At 61.9% G+C, this 16354-nt stretch carries 14 protein-coding genes; 9 read left to right on the top strand and 5 right to left on the bottom strand.

Annotated elements, in window-relative coordinates; translation table 11 throughout:
* The first annotated feature begins 530 nt into the window (after positions 1 to 530).
* A complete protein-coding gene (locus tag AC0L3L_RS30630; RefSeq protein WP_473640830.1) occupies positions 531 to 2291 on the top strand; it encodes an adenylate/guanylate cyclase domain-containing protein in 1761 nt (586 codons plus the stop codon).
* A 557-nt stretch (positions 2292 to 2848) separates the two neighbouring features.
* On the opposite strand, the gene AC0L3L_RS30625 is transcribed toward AC0L3L_RS30630, so the two are convergent.
* On the bottom strand, positions 2849 to 3766 hold the full coding sequence (locus tag AC0L3L_RS30625) for an AraC family transcriptional regulator (RefSeq protein ID WP_473640893.1): 918 nt from the start codon (positions 3764 to 3766) through the stop codon (positions 2849 to 2851).
* Positions 3767 to 3930: 164 nt separating this feature from the next.
* On the opposite strand from AC0L3L_RS30625, the gene AC0L3L_RS30620 reads away from it, so the two are divergent.
* From AC0L3L_RS30620 to AC0L3L_RS30610, 3 genes are all read left to right on the top strand, one after another.
* Positions 3931 to 4446, top strand: a complete 516-nt coding sequence (locus tag AC0L3L_RS30620) for a hypothetical protein (RefSeq protein ID WP_473640828.1) — start codon at positions 3931 to 3933, stop codon at positions 4444 to 4446.
* Positions 4447 to 4676: 230 nt separating this feature from the next.
* Positions 4677 to 5432 carry an SDR family NAD(P)-dependent oxidoreductase gene (locus AC0L3L_RS30615; protein WP_473640891.1) on the top strand — a complete coding sequence of 252 codons (756 nt, stop codon included), beginning with the start codon at positions 4677 to 4679 and terminating at the stop codon, positions 5430 to 5432.
* 209 nt (positions 5433 to 5641) lie between these two features.
* Positions 5642 to 6337: a type 1 glutamine amidotransferase domain-containing protein gene (locus AC0L3L_RS30610; RefSeq protein ID WP_473640826.1), complete on the top strand. Its 696-nt coding sequence runs from the start codon at positions 5642 to 5644 to the stop codon at positions 6335 to 6337.
* 215 nt (positions 6338 to 6552) lie between these two features.
* Here AC0L3L_RS30610 and pdxR read toward each other — a convergent pair whose 3' ends face one another.
* A complete protein-coding gene (pdxR, locus tag AC0L3L_RS30605; RefSeq protein WP_473640824.1) occupies positions 6553 to 7956 on the bottom strand; it encodes a MocR-like pyridoxine biosynthesis transcription factor PdxR in 1404 nt (467 codons plus the stop codon).
* A 108-nt stretch (positions 7957 to 8064) separates the two neighbouring features.
* Here pdxR and AC0L3L_RS30600 point away from each other — a divergent pair, with 108 nt between their 5' ends.
* The 4 genes from AC0L3L_RS30600 (at position 8065) to AC0L3L_RS30585 (ending at position 12780) form a co-directional block, all read left to right on the top strand.
* Positions 8065 to 8982, top strand: a complete 918-nt coding sequence (locus tag AC0L3L_RS30600; protein WP_473640822.1) for an NADP-dependent oxidoreductase — start codon at positions 8065 to 8067, stop codon at positions 8980 to 8982.
* A 659-nt stretch (positions 8983 to 9641) separates the two neighbouring features.
* Positions 9642 to 11543, top strand: coding sequence for a TPR end-of-group domain-containing protein (locus AC0L3L_RS30595; protein WP_473640820.1), 1902 nt, complete (start codon positions 9642 to 9644; stop codon positions 11541 to 11543).
* Between the two features lie 640 nt (positions 11544 to 12183).
* Complete coding sequence (locus tag AC0L3L_RS30590; RefSeq protein ID WP_254026881.1) at positions 12184 to 12531, top strand: hypothetical protein; 348 nt, start codon at positions 12184 to 12186, stop codon at positions 12529 to 12531.
* Positions 12532 to 12579: 48 nt separating this feature from the next.
* On the top strand, positions 12580 to 12780 hold the full coding sequence (locus tag AC0L3L_RS30585; protein WP_077376813.1) for a hypothetical protein: 201 nt from the start codon (positions 12580 to 12582) through the stop codon (positions 12778 to 12780).
* Between the two features lie 315 nt (positions 12781 to 13095).
* Here AC0L3L_RS30585 and AC0L3L_RS30580 read toward each other — a convergent pair whose 3' ends face one another.
* Positions 13096 to 13482, bottom strand: a complete 387-nt coding sequence (locus tag AC0L3L_RS30580; RefSeq protein ID WP_473640818.1) for an ATP-dependent DNA ligase — start codon at positions 13480 to 13482, stop codon at positions 13096 to 13098.
* Between the two features lie 72 nt (positions 13483 to 13554).
* Here AC0L3L_RS30580 and AC0L3L_RS30575 point away from each other — a divergent pair, with 72 nt between their 5' ends.
* Positions 13555 to 13986 (top strand): hypothetical protein, encoded by a 432-nt coding sequence (locus tag AC0L3L_RS30575; RefSeq protein ID WP_473640816.1) that lies wholly within the window; start codon positions 13555 to 13557, stop codon positions 13984 to 13986.
* Here AC0L3L_RS30575 and AC0L3L_RS30570 read toward each other — a convergent pair.
* A complete protein-coding gene (locus AC0L3L_RS30570) occupies positions 13966 to 14466 on the bottom strand; it encodes a DUF4062 domain-containing protein (RefSeq protein ID WP_473640815.1) in 501 nt (166 codons plus the stop codon). The two genes, AC0L3L_RS30575 and AC0L3L_RS30570, sit on opposite strands and share 21 nt — an antisense overlap.
* Positions 14467 to 14690: 224 nt before the next feature.
* Entirely contained in the window at positions 14691 to 15362 is a 672-nt protein-coding gene (locus AC0L3L_RS30565; protein WP_473640813.1) for a Crp/Fnr family transcriptional regulator, read from the bottom strand.
* Between the last annotated feature and the right edge of the window lie 992 nt (positions 15363 to 16354).

Below are 16354 nucleotides of genomic sequence, written 5' to 3'. Positions count from 1 at the left end.
TTGAAGCAGCCTGGGCAGAGCAATCTTCAAAAACGACCTTGCAGCCGTTGAATTCCGCACTGCATCTTATGCGACTTTTGCAGCGCAAATGCCGAACACTGCTAGCCGCCAACTGTGCTCATTCCGGATTTGCCCCGGCCGAAGCCTCTCGGCCTGATGCGACGCATCCAGACGGTTGACACAGCAAAGTTGGACGTCCGGAGTGTTCACGACAGCAGACCGGCAGCTTCGGGCTGCGAATATTCAAGAGCGGACATTCAGGTTGCTGTGGGCATCGTCGTGACTTTGCCGTCCTTCATCAGCCCATTTCGCTGCCCGATAGCCGACGTTAACCGGAACCAACGTTCCTGACCCATTCCGGCCGTCGCGCCGTTTCTTCTGAAGGTCGCGAAAGGGATGGAAGCCGGACTACGCACAAGCGCGCTTTTTGTTAGACGTTTCGGCAACCTCTTCGAGACGTTCGCAAGGCGCTTTCCCGATGCGGCCGGCTTCGCAATGCGCTAAGCTCCTGACCTGATACGCCTAAGACGATGGCGCTGCCATTGGGAGATCGCCCGCCACGGAGCTTCGCTATGAAACGCAAAATGGCTGCCCTTATGGTCGGCGATATCGTCGGCTATTCCGGAATGATGGAGCGAGCCGAGGAGCGAACCGCGGAACGCTTGGCTAGCTGTCAGGCCCTCATTTCGGAAAAGGTCGATCTGCTCGACGGCCGGGTTTTCAAGACGACGGGCGACGGGGCCCTCGCCGAATTTCCGAGCGCCGTAAACGCCGTGCGCAGTGCATTCGAGATCCGCAGCGCGCTTGCAGGCGCACAAGAGCCCGACACCGAACCTTTCAGGATGCGGTTCGGTCTCCATATCGCGGATGTCGTGGTGCAGGGCGATGATCTGGTCGGAGACGGCGTCAACCTCGCGGCGCGCATACAGGCGGCAGCCGAACCAGACTCGATCTATGTGAGCGGTGCGCTCTTCGATCATGTCCGCCGCAATTCTGCGTTCATATTCGACGATATGGGCGAGCGGGCGTTCAAGAACATTACGGAATCGGTGCACCTCTATCGGGTCCGCGGCGAGATCGGAGCGCATCGGCTGCAGTCGGCGCCGACGCAACTGGTCATCACGACGGAACGGTGGCCGGCATCGGTCGCGGTGCTCCCTTTCCGGGTTTCGGGCGACGACGAGAACCAGCGCTATCTCGCTGAGGGCCTCACCGAGGAGCTTATTGTCGAACTGGGGCGGTTTCGGCGTCTTTCGGTCAGTTCGCGGAGTGCGAGCTTCGCGGTTGCGGACTCCCACCCAGATCCGGTGAGGGTCGGCGAGGCTCTGGGCGTTCGATATGTGCTTGAGGGGCAGGTGCGCAAGATCGGAGAGCGGGTTTCGATCAGCCTCACGCTGTCGGAAACCGACCAGGGGACGGTGGTCTGGAGCGACAAGATCCAGCGTCCGTTCGAGGAAATCCTCGCTTTGGTTGATGGAACCGTCGCGAGGATCGCCGCGACGGTATCCGGACGGATGGAGGACGCAGCCATGGTGGCGGCGCGCCGAAAGCCGCCAGAAAACATGACCGCGTTCGACTGCCTGCTTCGAGGACTTGATCATCACCGCCTCGGCGGCGTCACCGATGACAATGCACGCCAGTCCGTCGGCTGGTTTACAAAGGCGATCGACGCCGATCCGAACTATGCAGCCGCCTATGCGTGGAGGGTCTGCGCAGCGTCAGGGCTGCCGGGTTTCGACCCCGTGCAAGGTCGACGGGACATTTGCCGCGCGCTCGAGCTTGACCCCTGCGATGCCGAGGCAAACCGGATCATGGGCGCGCTTGAACTTATGGGTGGCAACTTCGACGAGGCCCTGGCGCACAGCCGCAGAGCAATGGAATTGAACCCGACGGATGCCTACATCAAGGCAAGATGCGCCGCGGTCTTTACCTTTGTGGGCGAAGCAGAGCGTTCATTGTCCTTGCTCGACGAAGCCGAGATGCTTGATCCATTCCTTCCTGTGTATTGCGTCGAGGAAAGGGGCGTGGCCCTCCATTCGCTGGGCCGCTATGCCGAAGCAATTGAATCCCTCGGTAGGCTAACGTTTCAGACCAACAGATCGCGCCTCTATCGGGCGGCTGCACTCGTAGAACTCAACCGAGTCGACGAAGCCAGTCGGCTCGTTAGAGAAGCTGTCGGGGGCAAGCCAGATCTCACGGCCTCCACCTTCACCAGCGGCGAGTATTACCGCGATCCTGAGAAAGTTCGGGAGCTTGGCCGCTTGCTGAGAAAAGCAGGTTTGCCGTCATAAGGTCACTGAGCGACCGTTTGTTGGTAACGACAACCCGTTCGACAACGCTGTGGATGTCTCAATGGCTCGACTCCGGCCGTTTGCGATCGAAACAGGGAATGGCGGGTTGTGGCGCTCCTTGCTCCTTCCCGGCAGCCGATCAAACGGCAAAACCTCCACCCCTCCACGACCTTCGATTGTGGCCTCCCCGACAGGCAAAAAGCCCGCGCTTATGCAGTGGAGGCTATATCGGTCGCGGTCTGCGCGGCATTGTGTCTGCGCAAGGAAGCGGTCTGTCCACATCGAACCCGCCGTCCCCCGACGGCGGTCGCGCCTGCGCCGACATCAGCCGCAAATCGAAATCCCCATAGCCATCGACTGTGGCCCGCGGGTTCCTTCCTCGGGGACTTTCGTACGCCTGCCGGCGCCCGAAACTCTTCACGGAAGCGGAATGGCGGCTTTAGGCTGCGGGTCTTCAAGAGCGGACGCTTGGATCGGCGTGGGCATCGTCGTGACGTGACCCGCTTCGGAAGTTCGGTCACGCTATCGATGATCAAGATTGAGCGTGCGTGTGCCTGTTAATTGACACTTGAAATGGCCAACTCGGGCGACGGCCGGATTCGGATCCTGGCGGCTTTCAAGTCGCGAGCGGGCGGCAGCCCGAACATGCGACCGTACTCGCGCGTGAACTGCGGGACGCTCTCGTATCCCACGGCGTAGGCCGCGTTGCTGATCATCTCGCCATCGGCCAGCATCATCCGACGTGCTTCGATCAGCCTGAGCTGCTTTTGGAACTGAAGCGGCGTCAGGGACGTGATGGCCCGGAAGTGCTCATGGAACGACGACACGCTCATGCTGGCGGCGTCCGCCAGCTGCTCCACGCCGAGCGGCTCAGCGACGTTTGCGCGAATGAGCGCCACCGCGCGCGCCACGCGCTGCGCATGGCTGTCGGTAACGCCGAGGCTACGAATTGCTCCGCCGTGCCGACCCGACAGCAGCCAGAAATGCAGTTCCCGGATCAACTGAGGCTGCAGAACGGCCAACGACGCTGGCCGATCGAGGAGGCGCATCAAGCGCAATGCGGAGTCGGCGACTTCCGCTTCGGTCGGATCGACGCGGACCGGGTTGCCGGCATCGAACGGGAGCGAACCCATGTCAACGACCAGGCTCTCGATCACCGCGGGATCGAGATCGACGACGAGCGAGAAATAGGGAACGCTGATGTTGGCGCGCGTGATCTGGCTGACGGTCGGCACGTCGGCGGTGATCAGGAGGGACTCTCCCGAGCCGAAGTCGAACGTGCTGCTTCCCATGGCCACCCGCTTGCTTCCTTGCAGCACCATGGCGATCAGCGGCTTGTTGATGGCGTATTGCAACTCGGTCGGGGCCGTCTGCCGAATGAGCGTCAGCCCCGGGATCGGCGTCTGGGCAACGCCGTTCGCGTCTGCGTGTGCCTCCGCATAGCGCCGTACGGCCTCGAGCAAAGTGTGAGCCATGGGTGAATAGTAACCCGCGTCGCCCCGCGTCACAACGCCATGAGGAGAAATGGGCAAGAACTCGCGAGTTTCCGGCAACTTCGGACGTTCCTTTGGTGGGACACGAGACGGGCGTGGGTTGGCTGGGACCCTGGCTGCCACGCGAAGATCGCAGGAGAGTGCAGATGACCTTGATCGACAATCCGTTCTTTCCGCTGTCGTTCATCGCAGGGCCGGCGATCCTGACGAACGCTTGCGCCGTCCTGCAGAACGGCGCGACGATGCGCTATAATCTCGCGATAACGCAGTGGCGCGAGTTTCGCGCGTCGCTGGCCGCTCGCGACGACCGCCTGTCGTCGCAATATGCGGATCCGGCGGCGGCGATCGCTCTGGCGGAGCGGCGGATACGCTTGCAGTTGCGCGGACTTGACCTGCTGAATGCCGCAGTCGTGTTGTTCGCCGCAACCACCGTCCCGGGTCTAGCCGGTTCGTACCTTGTCCAGCTCCGGTACCTCCCTGCCGCTCCCGTCACCGCGGCCATGGTGGTCACCGGCGTCGCCGGGCTTCTCTTGCTCCTCGCTGCCACCGTGACGCTTTTCCTGGAGAGCGCGTGCGGCAGGGCGCTGCTCCGCCTGCAGTTGCGGCTCGACGGTTCCAACGGCGCGGATATGCAACGACGGAGCAGCAGCGACGGCGTTTGAATCCCTTGCCCCGCTTTCGCCACGCCTTCGCTCGTCGACTCGCCGCTGTTCGCAGCGAGCGTCGTCAATCTCGGCTCCGCCCGGGAAATGGTCATCGCGTCCTGCGTCGAACGGCGGCAGCGGATGTCGGCGTAGGAACAGGCAAGAATGGCCGACTATCCGGCAACATGGATCGGGTTCGGTCGACGATAGTGCTGATGGGCACAATGCTCATCACCAAGGAGATACCGATGACCACCATCTCGATCGTCACTGGCGGCAGCCGCGGCCTGGGCCGCAACACCGCTATCAGCATCGCCCGCCATAGCGGCGATGTCATCCTCACCTATCGCAGCGGCGCCGAAGGCGCCAAGGCCGTGGTGGCCGAGATCGAAAGCATGGGCCGCAGGGCGGTCGCGCTGCCGCTCGATGTCGGCGACGTCTCCGCCATTCCCGCCTTCGTCGAGAGTGTCCGTTCGGCGCTGAATTCGACCTGGAACCGAGATAACTTCGATCATCTGGTCAACAACGCCGGCCACGGCGAAATGGCCGCCTTTGCCGAGACGACCGAGGCGCAGTTCGACCTCCTGTTCAACGTTCACGTCAAGGGCGTGTTCTTCCTGACCCAGGCGTTCCTGCCGCTGCTCGCCGATGGCGGGCGCATCGTGAACTTCTCCTCGGGCCTTACCCGCGTCAGCTATCCGGGCTTCTCAGCCTATTCAGCCGCCAAGGGAGCGGTCGAGATCCTGACGCTCTACATGGCCAAGGAACTGGGCAGCCGCGGCATCACGGTGAACACGATCGCCCCCGGGGCGATCGAGACCGACTTTCTCGGCGGCGCGGTGCGCGACACGCCGGCGTACAATGAGGCCTTCGCCAACATGATCGCGCTTGGCCGCGTCGGTTTGCCAGACGACATCGGTCCGGCGGTCGCCAGCCTGATCGGTTCCGACAACCGCTGGGTCACCGCGCAGCGGATCGAAGTGTCGGGCGGCCAGAACATCTGACCGCGACCAGCCCGTCTCGCGGGCCGAAAAGCTCAGGCCGGCGCGGAGTCTCACGCGGCCGGCCTGCCGGCTCCGGACAATCAGGCAAGTATCGGCGAGCTTCGGGCAACATCGATGCGTGCTTCGCCGCCATACTGTGCTCACCACCCCGGAATGGTCCGGGGATTTTGGCAAGTTGAGCGACGGCAAGCGAAGTGAGGAGAAGTAAGATGCCCAATATTCTGATCGTTCTTTCCGCGGCTGATAGGTGGACGCGTGCGGATGGCTCCATCTACGAAACCGGCGTGTGGGCCGAGGAGTTCGTGGTGATCGATGAGACGCTGATCAAAGCAGGCTTCAAGGTCGACCTCGCGAGCCCGAGCGGCGTCGCTCCCACAATGGACAAGCGCAGCCTCGACCCCAAGACCGTCAGCGAGAAAGTTGCCGAACGCATGCGCAGCTATCTGACCAATAATTCGGCGCGTATCGAGGCGCCGCTGGTCCTCGCCGACGTCGACGTGAGCCGCTACGATGCCGTCGTTGTTCCGGGCGGGCATGGCCCGGTCGAGGATCTCTACAAGGACCCGGACATGGGTCGCGTGCTGGTCGAGGCCAATCGCAACCAGAAGATCATCGCGGCAGTCTGCCACGGCCCGGCGGCGCTGCTGGCCGCGAAGGACGAGACTGGCCAATGGCCTTTCGCGGGGCGCAAGATGACTTCCCTCACCGACGAGGAAGAAATCGAATTCGGCACCGCGGACAATGCCCCCTGGCTCCTCGCCGACACGCTGCGCAAGTCTGGCGCGGTCTTTGAGCAGGGACCGAACTGGGCCGTCCATGTCGTCGAGGACGGCAACCTGCTTACCGGTCAAAATCCCGGGTCGTCGGCGGCGCTGGCGGAAGCGGTCACCGCCGCGCTTCGTTGAAGAAGACTCTAAGTTTTGCCATTAGTGGTCGGCAATGTCTGCTTTTAAGCGGTGCCAAGTTAATCCCAAAGGCCGAAATGCGGCGCGATCCAGTCCGACCGCTCCAAGGGTTCAAACTGGGTGGCTTGCGGACACGGCCCGTGTCCCCAAGCGAAGGGGCAGGAGCAGTCCATTGCAGGATCGGGCCCTTCAAGGATCGCTGAGCGCAAGTGGCGCTATTGCGCAGCTTCCGCCAGCTGTCGGCAATACTGTGTAAGCCGACGCGTATCCAAGTTGGTCACGCCGAGCAGGAGCCCCTGCCACGGGGGTGATCGGACGCACCATTGAGAGAGGGGCGACGGAGCCAAGCCGAACGAGCGGGCGCGGCGGGCGATCTCCACGTCCGACAGAGAGGCCGTTGTCGAGACAATGACGGCCAAGCCAGCGGTGGCTTCGACTTTCAGCGACTCCGACCCGACCTGTGCGAGGCCCTCGAGCAGGGCCTGCCGCCGAGACGCGTAGAGGCGCTTCATGCGCCGCAGATGCCGAATATAGTGCCCCTCGCGTAGGAACTCGGCCACCGCGCCTTGGAGCGCTAGGGCTGGAGCCGGCGCCAGGCAGGCGCATACGTCACCGAACCGGCCAGTCAGTTCGATAGGCGCAACGACGAACCCGAGGCGAAGAACTGGGCTGATCGTCTTGCTGAAGCTGCCAATATGCAGGACCCGTCCACCGTGATCGAGCGAAGCGAGCGCTGGAGCCGCCCGGCCGGTCAGCTGCAGCTCGCTCAGATAATCGTCCTCGATGATCCAGGCGTCGCTCCGCCGAGCCCAAGCGAGCAACGCAAGCCTGCGGGTCAGCGACATCGTCATCCCGAGCGGCGCATGTTGCCCTGGCGTGACGATCGCCAGCGCTGCGTCCTGAGCGCTCCGGACGCCGGAAGCGACATCCAGGCCTTCGGCGTCGACCGGAACGGCCGTCACGGTGATGCCGGCCAGGTCGAGCGCTTTGCGTGTGATCGGGAAGCTCGGATCCTCGATCAAGGCTCGCGATCCCTCGACCTGCAGAGCGCGCACCGCCAGACCGAACGCCCCGGAATAGCCTGCCGCGATGAACACCTGGGCGGGACTGCACCGAAGACCCCGTGCGATCCCGACATAGGCCGCGATCTCCTTTCGCAGCTGCGGATCACCCCGGGGATCGGGATAGCTGACCGGCGCGGCCGCCGCCCGCCGCGCCGCTCGCGCGAAGACGCGCGACCACAGCTTGAACGGAAAGGCATCTTGCGAGGGCACGCCCATCTGGAACGGCAGGGGCGGCGTTCCATAGGTATGGAACAGCTCCGGCAGGGGCGGGACGTCTGGCGACCACAAGGGCGACCACGAAGGCGACGGGCCCTCGGCGACGCGGGTGCCCGCCGCGCCGGCGCCGACCGCGAACTGCTCGTCGATGAGGCGCTGGTACGCGACGCGTACGGTGCCGCGCGAGACGCCGAGCTGAGCGGCCATATCACGCCAGGAAGGAAGCTTTGCTCCCGGGTCTAGCCGCCCCGTCTCGATGGCGTCCCGGACCGCTCGGTAAATCTGCGTCGCCAGCGGCGTCCTTGCGGCGCGGTCGAGATGGATGGGCACAGCGGCCATGGCGCAATGGTACCATCATTCCCGCCAATCTTGGTCCTGTTTCATGACCAGAGCCGGACATATCTACCGGCCATCGCCAGGTGACAAATGACCGAGGAGACTATTCCGATGAAGGCAATCGCAGTAACGGACCAGGCTGCGGGAACGGCCGGGATGAAGCTAGCGGAGCGACCCGAGCCACAGCCAGCGATAAACGACGTCGTCGTTCAGGTTCATGCGTCGGGATTCGTCCCGACTGAGCTGGCGTGGCCCTCGACCTGGACCGATCGACGCGACCGTGACCGGACACCATCGATCCCCGGGCACGAGCTGGCCGGAGTGATTACCGCCCTCGGCTACGGCACGACGGGACTGTCGGTGGGCCAGCGCGTGTTCGGTCTCGCAGACTGGTATCGCGACGGCACACTGGCGGAGTATATAGCCATGGAGGCACGCAACCTCGCGCCGCTGCCAGGTGACGTCGAGTTCACGGTGGGCGCGAGCTTGCCAATCTCGGGTCTGACCGCGTGGCAGGGACTATTCCAGCACGGCCGTCTTCAGGCGGGGCAGAGCGTCCTGACGCACGGCGCGGCCGGCGCAGTCGGTTCGATGGTGACGCAACTCGCACGAGAGGCCGGCGCTTATGTCATCGGCACGGGACGCGCCGCCGACCGTCAGAAGGCGCTGGATTTCGGCGCAAATGAATTCATCGACCTCGAGAACGACGCCCTGGAAGACGTGGGTGGAGTCGATCTGGTGTTCGATGTCATCGGCGGCGACATCCAGAAACGGTCCGCTGCCCTGATTCGAGCCGGAGGAACACTGGTGACCGTCGTCGGTCCGCCCGACGCGCAGCCCGCCAATGGCTTGGCGGTCGACTTCGTTGTCGAGTCCGATCGTGCTCAACTGAGTGAGATCGTCCAGCGTGTGCGAGACGGACGACTGCGGACGAACATCGGCAACATCTCGACCCTCGACGATGCCGTTTCCGCCTTCAACCCGACCGAGCGACGCTCGGGGAAGACGATCATCCGCGTTCGTCCGTGAGCGACACGCGCCTTTCGATGCACGCGGCCGGCGGGCGCTGTCCAGATCGGCCAGCCGTGTCCTATCAGACGCGCCGGTGGCAACCTGGGGCCCCTGGCATGAGATGTCGAACGGGCTCAATCTGTACGATGGTCCGTTTTCAGGTACCATGATTGCGCGGTTCTACGACCGAGATGGTGCGCAATCCAGCCGAGGCCCGCTCTTCCGCTTTTCGACCTGCCCTGGCTCTTTTGCATATACCTCAATGCGCTCTGGCTCAGAATTCGGGCAAGCGGATAGCCCCATAGGCTGGGTCAAAAATACGCCGCAGCAACCGCCATGGTTGCGGGGGTCGCGAAACTGCCTATTGTGGAACGGTCCAAAAATCAGACGCAAAACTGTCGCTTTAATCCGGGACTTTTGCGAAAACCAGGCCGCAGGAATCGACGCTAAGCGGAAGCTCGCTTGCTCCGGGTCAATTCACCGCCATGACCCCAAGCCGACCTTCATCAACCCATTTTGCTACCCAATAGCCGACATTCGCGGCAACCAGTGCTGGTGGATCCAACTCGGACGTTCGTGATCGCAAGCTAAATGGAGTGCGTTCCCCTAGGTCGCTGCTCCACAAGCGGCCGCCGCGTGGTAAGGTGCGTGCTGTTTGAGCCTCAAGGCGGAGAAGCATGGAACGCCGTTTGGCTGCTGTCCTCGCTGCGGACGTGGTCGGCTACAGCCGCCTCATGGGCGCCAATGAGGCCGGCACACTTACGGCGTTGAAGGCTCATCGGGAAGAGCTTGTCGAAGCGAAGATTGCCGAGCACCGAGGGCGCATCGTCAAGCTGACCGGCGACGGCATCCTGGTGGAATTCCCGAGCGTGGTGAACGCGGTCGCGTGCGCGACAGACATCCAGCGTAAGATGCGCGAGCGCAACGTCGACGTGCCACAGGACCAGCGGATCGAGTTCCGCATCGGCGTCAATCTCGGTGACATTATCGTCGAGGAAAACGACATCTACGGCGACGGCGTGAACGTTGCGGCGCGTATCGAGGGCATTGCCAAGCCGGGTGGCGTTGCTGTCTCGGGCACTGTCCGTGACCACATCGGCAACAAGCTCGACCTCGCATTCGAGGATAGGGGCGAGCAGACCCTGAAGAACATCGATCCCCCGGTTCGTGTCTTCGACGTAATGCTCGATCTACCGACCAGCAGGCGGATCGCCACACTCTCCTCGAGTTCCGCGACCTTCGCAAAGGCGAAGCTCTCGATCGCGGTGCTTCCGTTCGCCAACATAAGCGGCGATCCTGAACAGGAATACTTTGTCGACGGCATCACCGAGGACATCATCACCGATCTGTCGAAGGTCTCGGCGCTATCCGTCATCGCGCGCAACTCGGTGTTCACCTACAAGGGCAAGCACGCCGACGTGCAGGAGGTGGGTAGGCGCTTCAACGTCGCCTACATTCTCGAAGGCAGCGTTCGAAAGGCTGGCCAGCGCGTGCGCATCAATGCACAGCTCATCGACGCGAAGGACGGCACGCACCTCTGGGCCGATCGCCACGACCGCGACCTGACGGAAATCTTCTCCATGCAGGACGAGATCACAAAGAAGATCGTCGAGCAGCTGAAGGTCAACCTGCTGCCGCATGAAAAGAAGGCGATCGAAGCACCGACGCAAAACATCGACGCCTATAACTACTATCTCCGGGGCCGCCATCTCTATCATCTACATACCCAGCAGCATGTGTTGCTTGCACAACGCATGTTCAGGAAGGCGGCGGAGCTGGACCCGAGCTATGCGCGCGCCTATGCCGGCCTCGCCGATTGCGCCTGGTTTCTCTATATCAACCAGCATGAAGACACGACTGTGAACGATATTCACGTGGCGAGCCTGAAGGCGCTTGAGCTGGATCCCAATCTGGCGGAAGCGCACACCTCCTACGGGATGGCGCTCCACTACAAGGATCGCTACCCCGAAGCCGTCGCCGAATTCGAGCGGGCGATCGAACTGGCCCCAAGCCTCTATGAAGCTTACTATTTCTACTGCTTTGCCGCGCGCGATCGGGGCGACCTTGAGACATCGGCACGGATGGACGAACACTGTGTTGCGCTCTCGCCCGATGATTACAAGGAGTGGCTCATCCTTTCGCAGACATATGCTGACCTTGGGCGTGACGAAGAAGCCAGACGGACCGCACTGATTGGCGTTGAGCGAGCCGAACGCGCGCTCGCCGCACATCCCGACATCCCGCTGGCGGCCAGTCTTGGGGCCGGTGCGCTGGTCCGACTCGGCGAGAGAGCGCGCGCGCTCGAATGGGTGTCTCGCGCCTTAACCATCGCCCCGGACGATCCGCTGACGCAATTCAACGCCGCATGCGACTATTCGCTGTTGGGCGAAAGCGAGCAGGCCCTCGACTTGCTCCAGCGCTGGGCCGTCAACGCGCCCCAAGCAACCGCTCGCTGGCTGATCGACAGCGATTTCAAGAATGTCTACGACCATCCGCGTTTTCAGGCGCTGCTGACGCAATTTGGACTGCCAACCGGACCGTTCATACAGACCAAGCATCGGCCAGAAAACGAAAGCTAATCTACGTCGCCATCAGCCACTCGGACAGCTCGACGATGAGGGACGAAAATACTCAAGGCGATGTTGATACTGGCAAAGGCGATCGTGCTCGGCATGGTGCTCGCTTCTCGAACGCCGGAAACGCGGCGTGGAGATGGGCGGCGGCTTGCGATTGCCGACAATAGCTGACCTGCGCAGAAGCATTGGGCTGAGGGATCGACTGAGTGCTGTCAATGCGGGCGAGCGGCTACCTCGACTTCCGTAACGGGTCGACTCGAGCCCTTACGTGAAGGTCCGCTTCGGAGTATCGCCGGGAATGTCAAGAAATGGCGCAACGTCGACCTACAGCTTGCCGTGGTAACGTCTGCTTTTGGGCAGTGGCAAAGGCGCCTCGAACGGCCGAGATTGGGCGCAAAACAGACTCTCGCAAATGCCCGCTCATGACCCAATCCCGACCTTCCTGCGTTGGAATCTTTCCCAAAAGCCGACGTTGGGTGCGACCGGCGCTCATGACGCGATCCGCATCTTGCCACACGCGCCCGGCCTCGTTTTTGAATGCGTTGCCACGCGTGTGAGAATTCCCACAGACGAACCTACCCACTCCTCATATGCTTTGCGCACCGATCTTGTTCTGACCTGTTCGGTTGAGGAGGAAAATATCATGTACAGATACACGGTCCTTGCAGCGCTTTGCGTGACGACGGGCTACGCCTCTGCAGGTGAACTGGACCCCCTACAAGGAGGGAGTATCGATCTCGGCGGTTTTCAAGGCGTCGTCTATTATACGGAAGCCGATAACAGCTTCCGGGTGGTCACCACGATCGCTGAAGGCGAGGCGGGCTTGCCTGTGCGCTTCGAGGCAACCCTCGATGAAGGCCAAAGCCTCACGATCTCGGTTCCAGGCAGGTTGGACGAGCGCAGCCAAACCGTCGAGATTTCGCGGGCCGGCGGCAAACTCTTCGTGGCAGGAGCCGAGCCCCCTCCCGAACTCGTTCGTGCCGGCCATTGAACCTGTCGCCTCCGAGGACGAACTCGATCTCCGCGAAGGAACAAGACAATGCTTTATACGCTCGTCATTCTGGCTTGCCTGACATCCGCTCCGGAGGCCTGCGAGTCGCGCGAGTTGATCGTCGGCGATTTGGCCATCCATCCCGGGGCCGCTTTTATACAGGCGCAACCACTTGTCGCCCAGTGGACCGAAACGCATCCCGCCTTTTTCGTACAACGTTGGCGACTGCTACCTGGTCGTGGGACATGAATGCTGCACTCGTCTGCAGTTCCGTGCCGGCACAGGGCACGACCGCACAGCCGATTCGGCGGTCGGGCGTAGGTCGGGATTGCCAACGCTCCGTGAATGTCGGCAAATGGCGCTCTGTGCTCGTTGCCGCCGACCGATTCAAACGGCAGGGCCTAACCCATCTCGGCCATTCGCGGCATAGCCAGAATGACTGAGTTTTACCCTAGTCTTCCTCCCGAAAATCCTGCAGCGAGGCATGGCGCAGATTCTCCTCGCCGCGGAGATGCTTCACGCGGCCGATCAGCCCCGGCTTGACCCATTGCGTCGCCGGCCGTTTCATCCCGTTTGGCGCAGCCCAGAATGCTCCTGTAAGCGCTCCCAGAGGCGTTCCCGCATCTCCCGGTTCAAGGTGATAAAGGCGCTCCCGACATAGCGTCCTGTGCCACGCTCGGCCATTCGGGCGAAAGCCGGCTTTCCGGGTTCACGCTCGACGCCGAGCAACTCGTATTCATCGATGCTGTAAGCCTTGGTCTTGAGCCAAGCCGTCGAATTGCCGCTCCGGTATTTGCTGTCCTTGCGCCTCGACACCATGCCTTCGAGCCCCGCCTGGTCTATCAGGTGGAAGATCGCCTTAGCCTCGCCGGGAGGCGCCTGGCTGAATTGGATACGACCACCGTCCGGGATCATCTCGGCAAGGATCTCGCGGCGGTCCTCCAGCGCCATGTCGCGCGGGTCGTGACCATTGAGATGCAGAAGATCGAAGGCGACGAATAGAGGTCGTGCTGGCGTCGGGTGATGGCTTTCCGCAAGGCTCCGAAGTCAGACAGGCCAGTCTCGTTCAATACGACGATCTCACCGTCGATGATGGCGCTTTCCACGTCCAGTTCAGCGGCGGCCTTTGCGAGGGCGATGCCGATGGCGAAACTGTCCGAAGGCGACACGATCACGATGACTGGCGAGGTGACGCTTGTTCACGATGACGGGACCGTCAAGGTTCGGCTTCACGGCTACGACGTTCCGGTGACGACGCGCGGGGAACGCCTCGCCGAAATACCGGACCTCTCCACCGCGTCCGCCCTCGGCAATCGCGACAGCATGCTTGGCTTTCGACACATCGACACCGACGTAAAAAACGTTATCTTGCTCCATAGCCCGTCCTTTCTTCGCTTGGGGCTCGGCTCGGCACTCCCGAGCAACCCCCGTTTGCTAAACAGCTGCAAAGCCTAAGGGCGGGCCGCCGCTCAGACCACGGTCATAACGTCTAATAGCCATCGCAACCTTACCCGCCAAATCGTCCTTGTTGCGCCAATATTTGACGAGCTTCTTTTCATACAGCTTTCGGAATCTCTCGAGTTTGGCCTTTTTCTCGAACTCGCCCTTTTCCGCGGCCCACGTCTTGCGAGCACCGCCTTCGAGCAAAAACGCCACGGTAGGCACGCCTTGGGCGACGGCGTTCCCGTACTCCATCTGGGTGTAGCTCTTACCCTTCAACTCTGAGCCGTACCGCTCTGCTACGATGAGTACGTAGTAGTCGCTGTCATCGATGCGCCGCTTAATGTAAACCCATTGAGTGTCGTCGCTGGCTTGGAATGCCGCCATCCCCACAGGAATATGCCCGAGGTTAAGAACGGCCTCGATGACCGACCGTCTTTCGTCCACCAAATCGGCGTAGGTCGAGCTGACGAAGATTTGGTATTTAACGTCCACGCGGCTTCACCCTTCGATCCGCCCTTGTAAGTCTGCAAGCAGGCTGGGGGATAACGTTCCGTGCCCGCATCAAGAAGCCGAGTCATGATTCTTGCAAGGGTGAAGCGATCAAACCCCGACCCGCGCGCTGGCACGCTAGGTTGCCCGGTTTGCCGGAAGGAATAATCACTTGCGGCCGAGGAGTATGAAACGTGCGGTGCCCCCCGCCGCAGCGACAGCCTTCGCTATTCCTTCTTGTTGACCAGCGCCCGTAGTGCCGAGACGTCATGCAGCAATAACCTGCTGCCGCGCTTTTCGATCAGGCCTCTCTTGGCGAGGTCGCTCATTTCGCGCGAGACCGCTTCCCTGTGCGTGCTCATCGTTGCCGCCAACTCGGAATGCGTCGGTGCCGGGCTTATGGACACCTCGCCGTCCACGAGTGCGGCTTTCTCCGCCCGATGCAGGAGCTCGACGATCAGCCGTTTTCGCACGACCAGAGTGCTGTATTCGAATACCCGCTCGGTCATGCGCCGGAGCTGGGCAGACAGATGCTCAAGCAGCATCCAGGCGAAAGTCGGATGGGTCATCACGATATCCCGGAATGCTGTGCCGGACAGCCGTGCAGCGCGGGTTGCCTCCAGCGCGACGACGCTAGCAGAGCGTGCAATCCCGTCAATGCCTCCGAGCTCCCCGAAAATGTCACCCGGTTCGACATCGCGATACGCTATCTCCCTGCCGTCCGCTGAAACCAGTGTCACGCGAGCCCGTCCTTCCAGCAGGAAGTAGACTTCGCGACCAGTGTCGCCGTGGGAAATGATCAGCTCGTTGTGTCGATAGCTGCGCTCGTGCCACCGTTTGGTCAGCGCGGCGAGGTCGGCATCGCAAAGTCTTGAGATGAAGGCCAGAGAGCCTGTCACAACGGTCTCTTGTTCAATGGTCTCTTGTTCAATCAAGTGTACTTCACCTTACTCCCTATCCAAGGAAATTTGATGGCCGCAGGCCCCGCTTTCCGGGATGCAAACTGGGAGCGGATTTCGCCAATGTTTTCCCCGGTGTGGGAATTCCCACAGCCGAGCCTGGTTCGACTGTCATATCCTTGTTTGCAACATCCAGGCCCGGCCGGCTCGTGTGCAAGCCGGCGAAGGGAAAGGGAACAGTCATGAAATTCTTGGCTCCCGTCACAAAATTTGCTGCGGGGTTTCGCAAATTCGTCGCGCCGCGCTACCGCCCGGAGCTTTATTACATGCGTGGCCCGGGGCCAGCCACCGCCCGCCGTGCGGGCACGCCACAGCAAAACCGGTCCATCGACCACTACGCGTAAACTGCTTCGCGGACGGCTGACGCTCTCGCCCGGAGTGCCAGCCGCGCCGTTCCGTACCGGTCAATTCAGATCAATGAAGGGACGATCTGATCATGGTTATAATTCATGCTGCCGCCATTGGTCCATTTCGCAGGTGGTTGCGCCTCCGCGCCGAGCGAAACGCTCTCTTGTCGGCAACGGACCAGTTGAGCCGTTTACCCGATGACGTTCTTGGCGACATCCGCATCTCACGTGACGAAATCATGTGCGCTTTGCGAAGCCGCGCCACCCGTCATGCGGAGGCAGGCGCGGCCAGCACGACGATCGAGCGCACCAGGATCGCTTCGGTCTCGATCCCGAAACGGTTTGGCCGCCGGCAGTGGCTACGCCTCGGCCGAGATCCCCTTTGGCTGGTCCACGAGCGCGCGATCGAGCCTTACATCGCGGCTTCGACAAGCAGCGGCGCGCGGACGGGACCTTCGAACGGCACTACACCTGCGACCCCAAGGACTGAATGTTGACCGAAGGGAGCTGGGGAGGATCTCAAAATGATCATGTCAGTTGTTAAGTCCCTCGCGCCTGTGACGCTCGGCACCGTGCTGATCGCAA

It is taken from the genome of Mesorhizobium sp. WSM4849 (assembly GCF_055811385.1).
The sequence above is the reverse complement of the archived record's forward strand: the minus strand, read 5'-3'. Positions and strand labels throughout refer to the sequence as shown.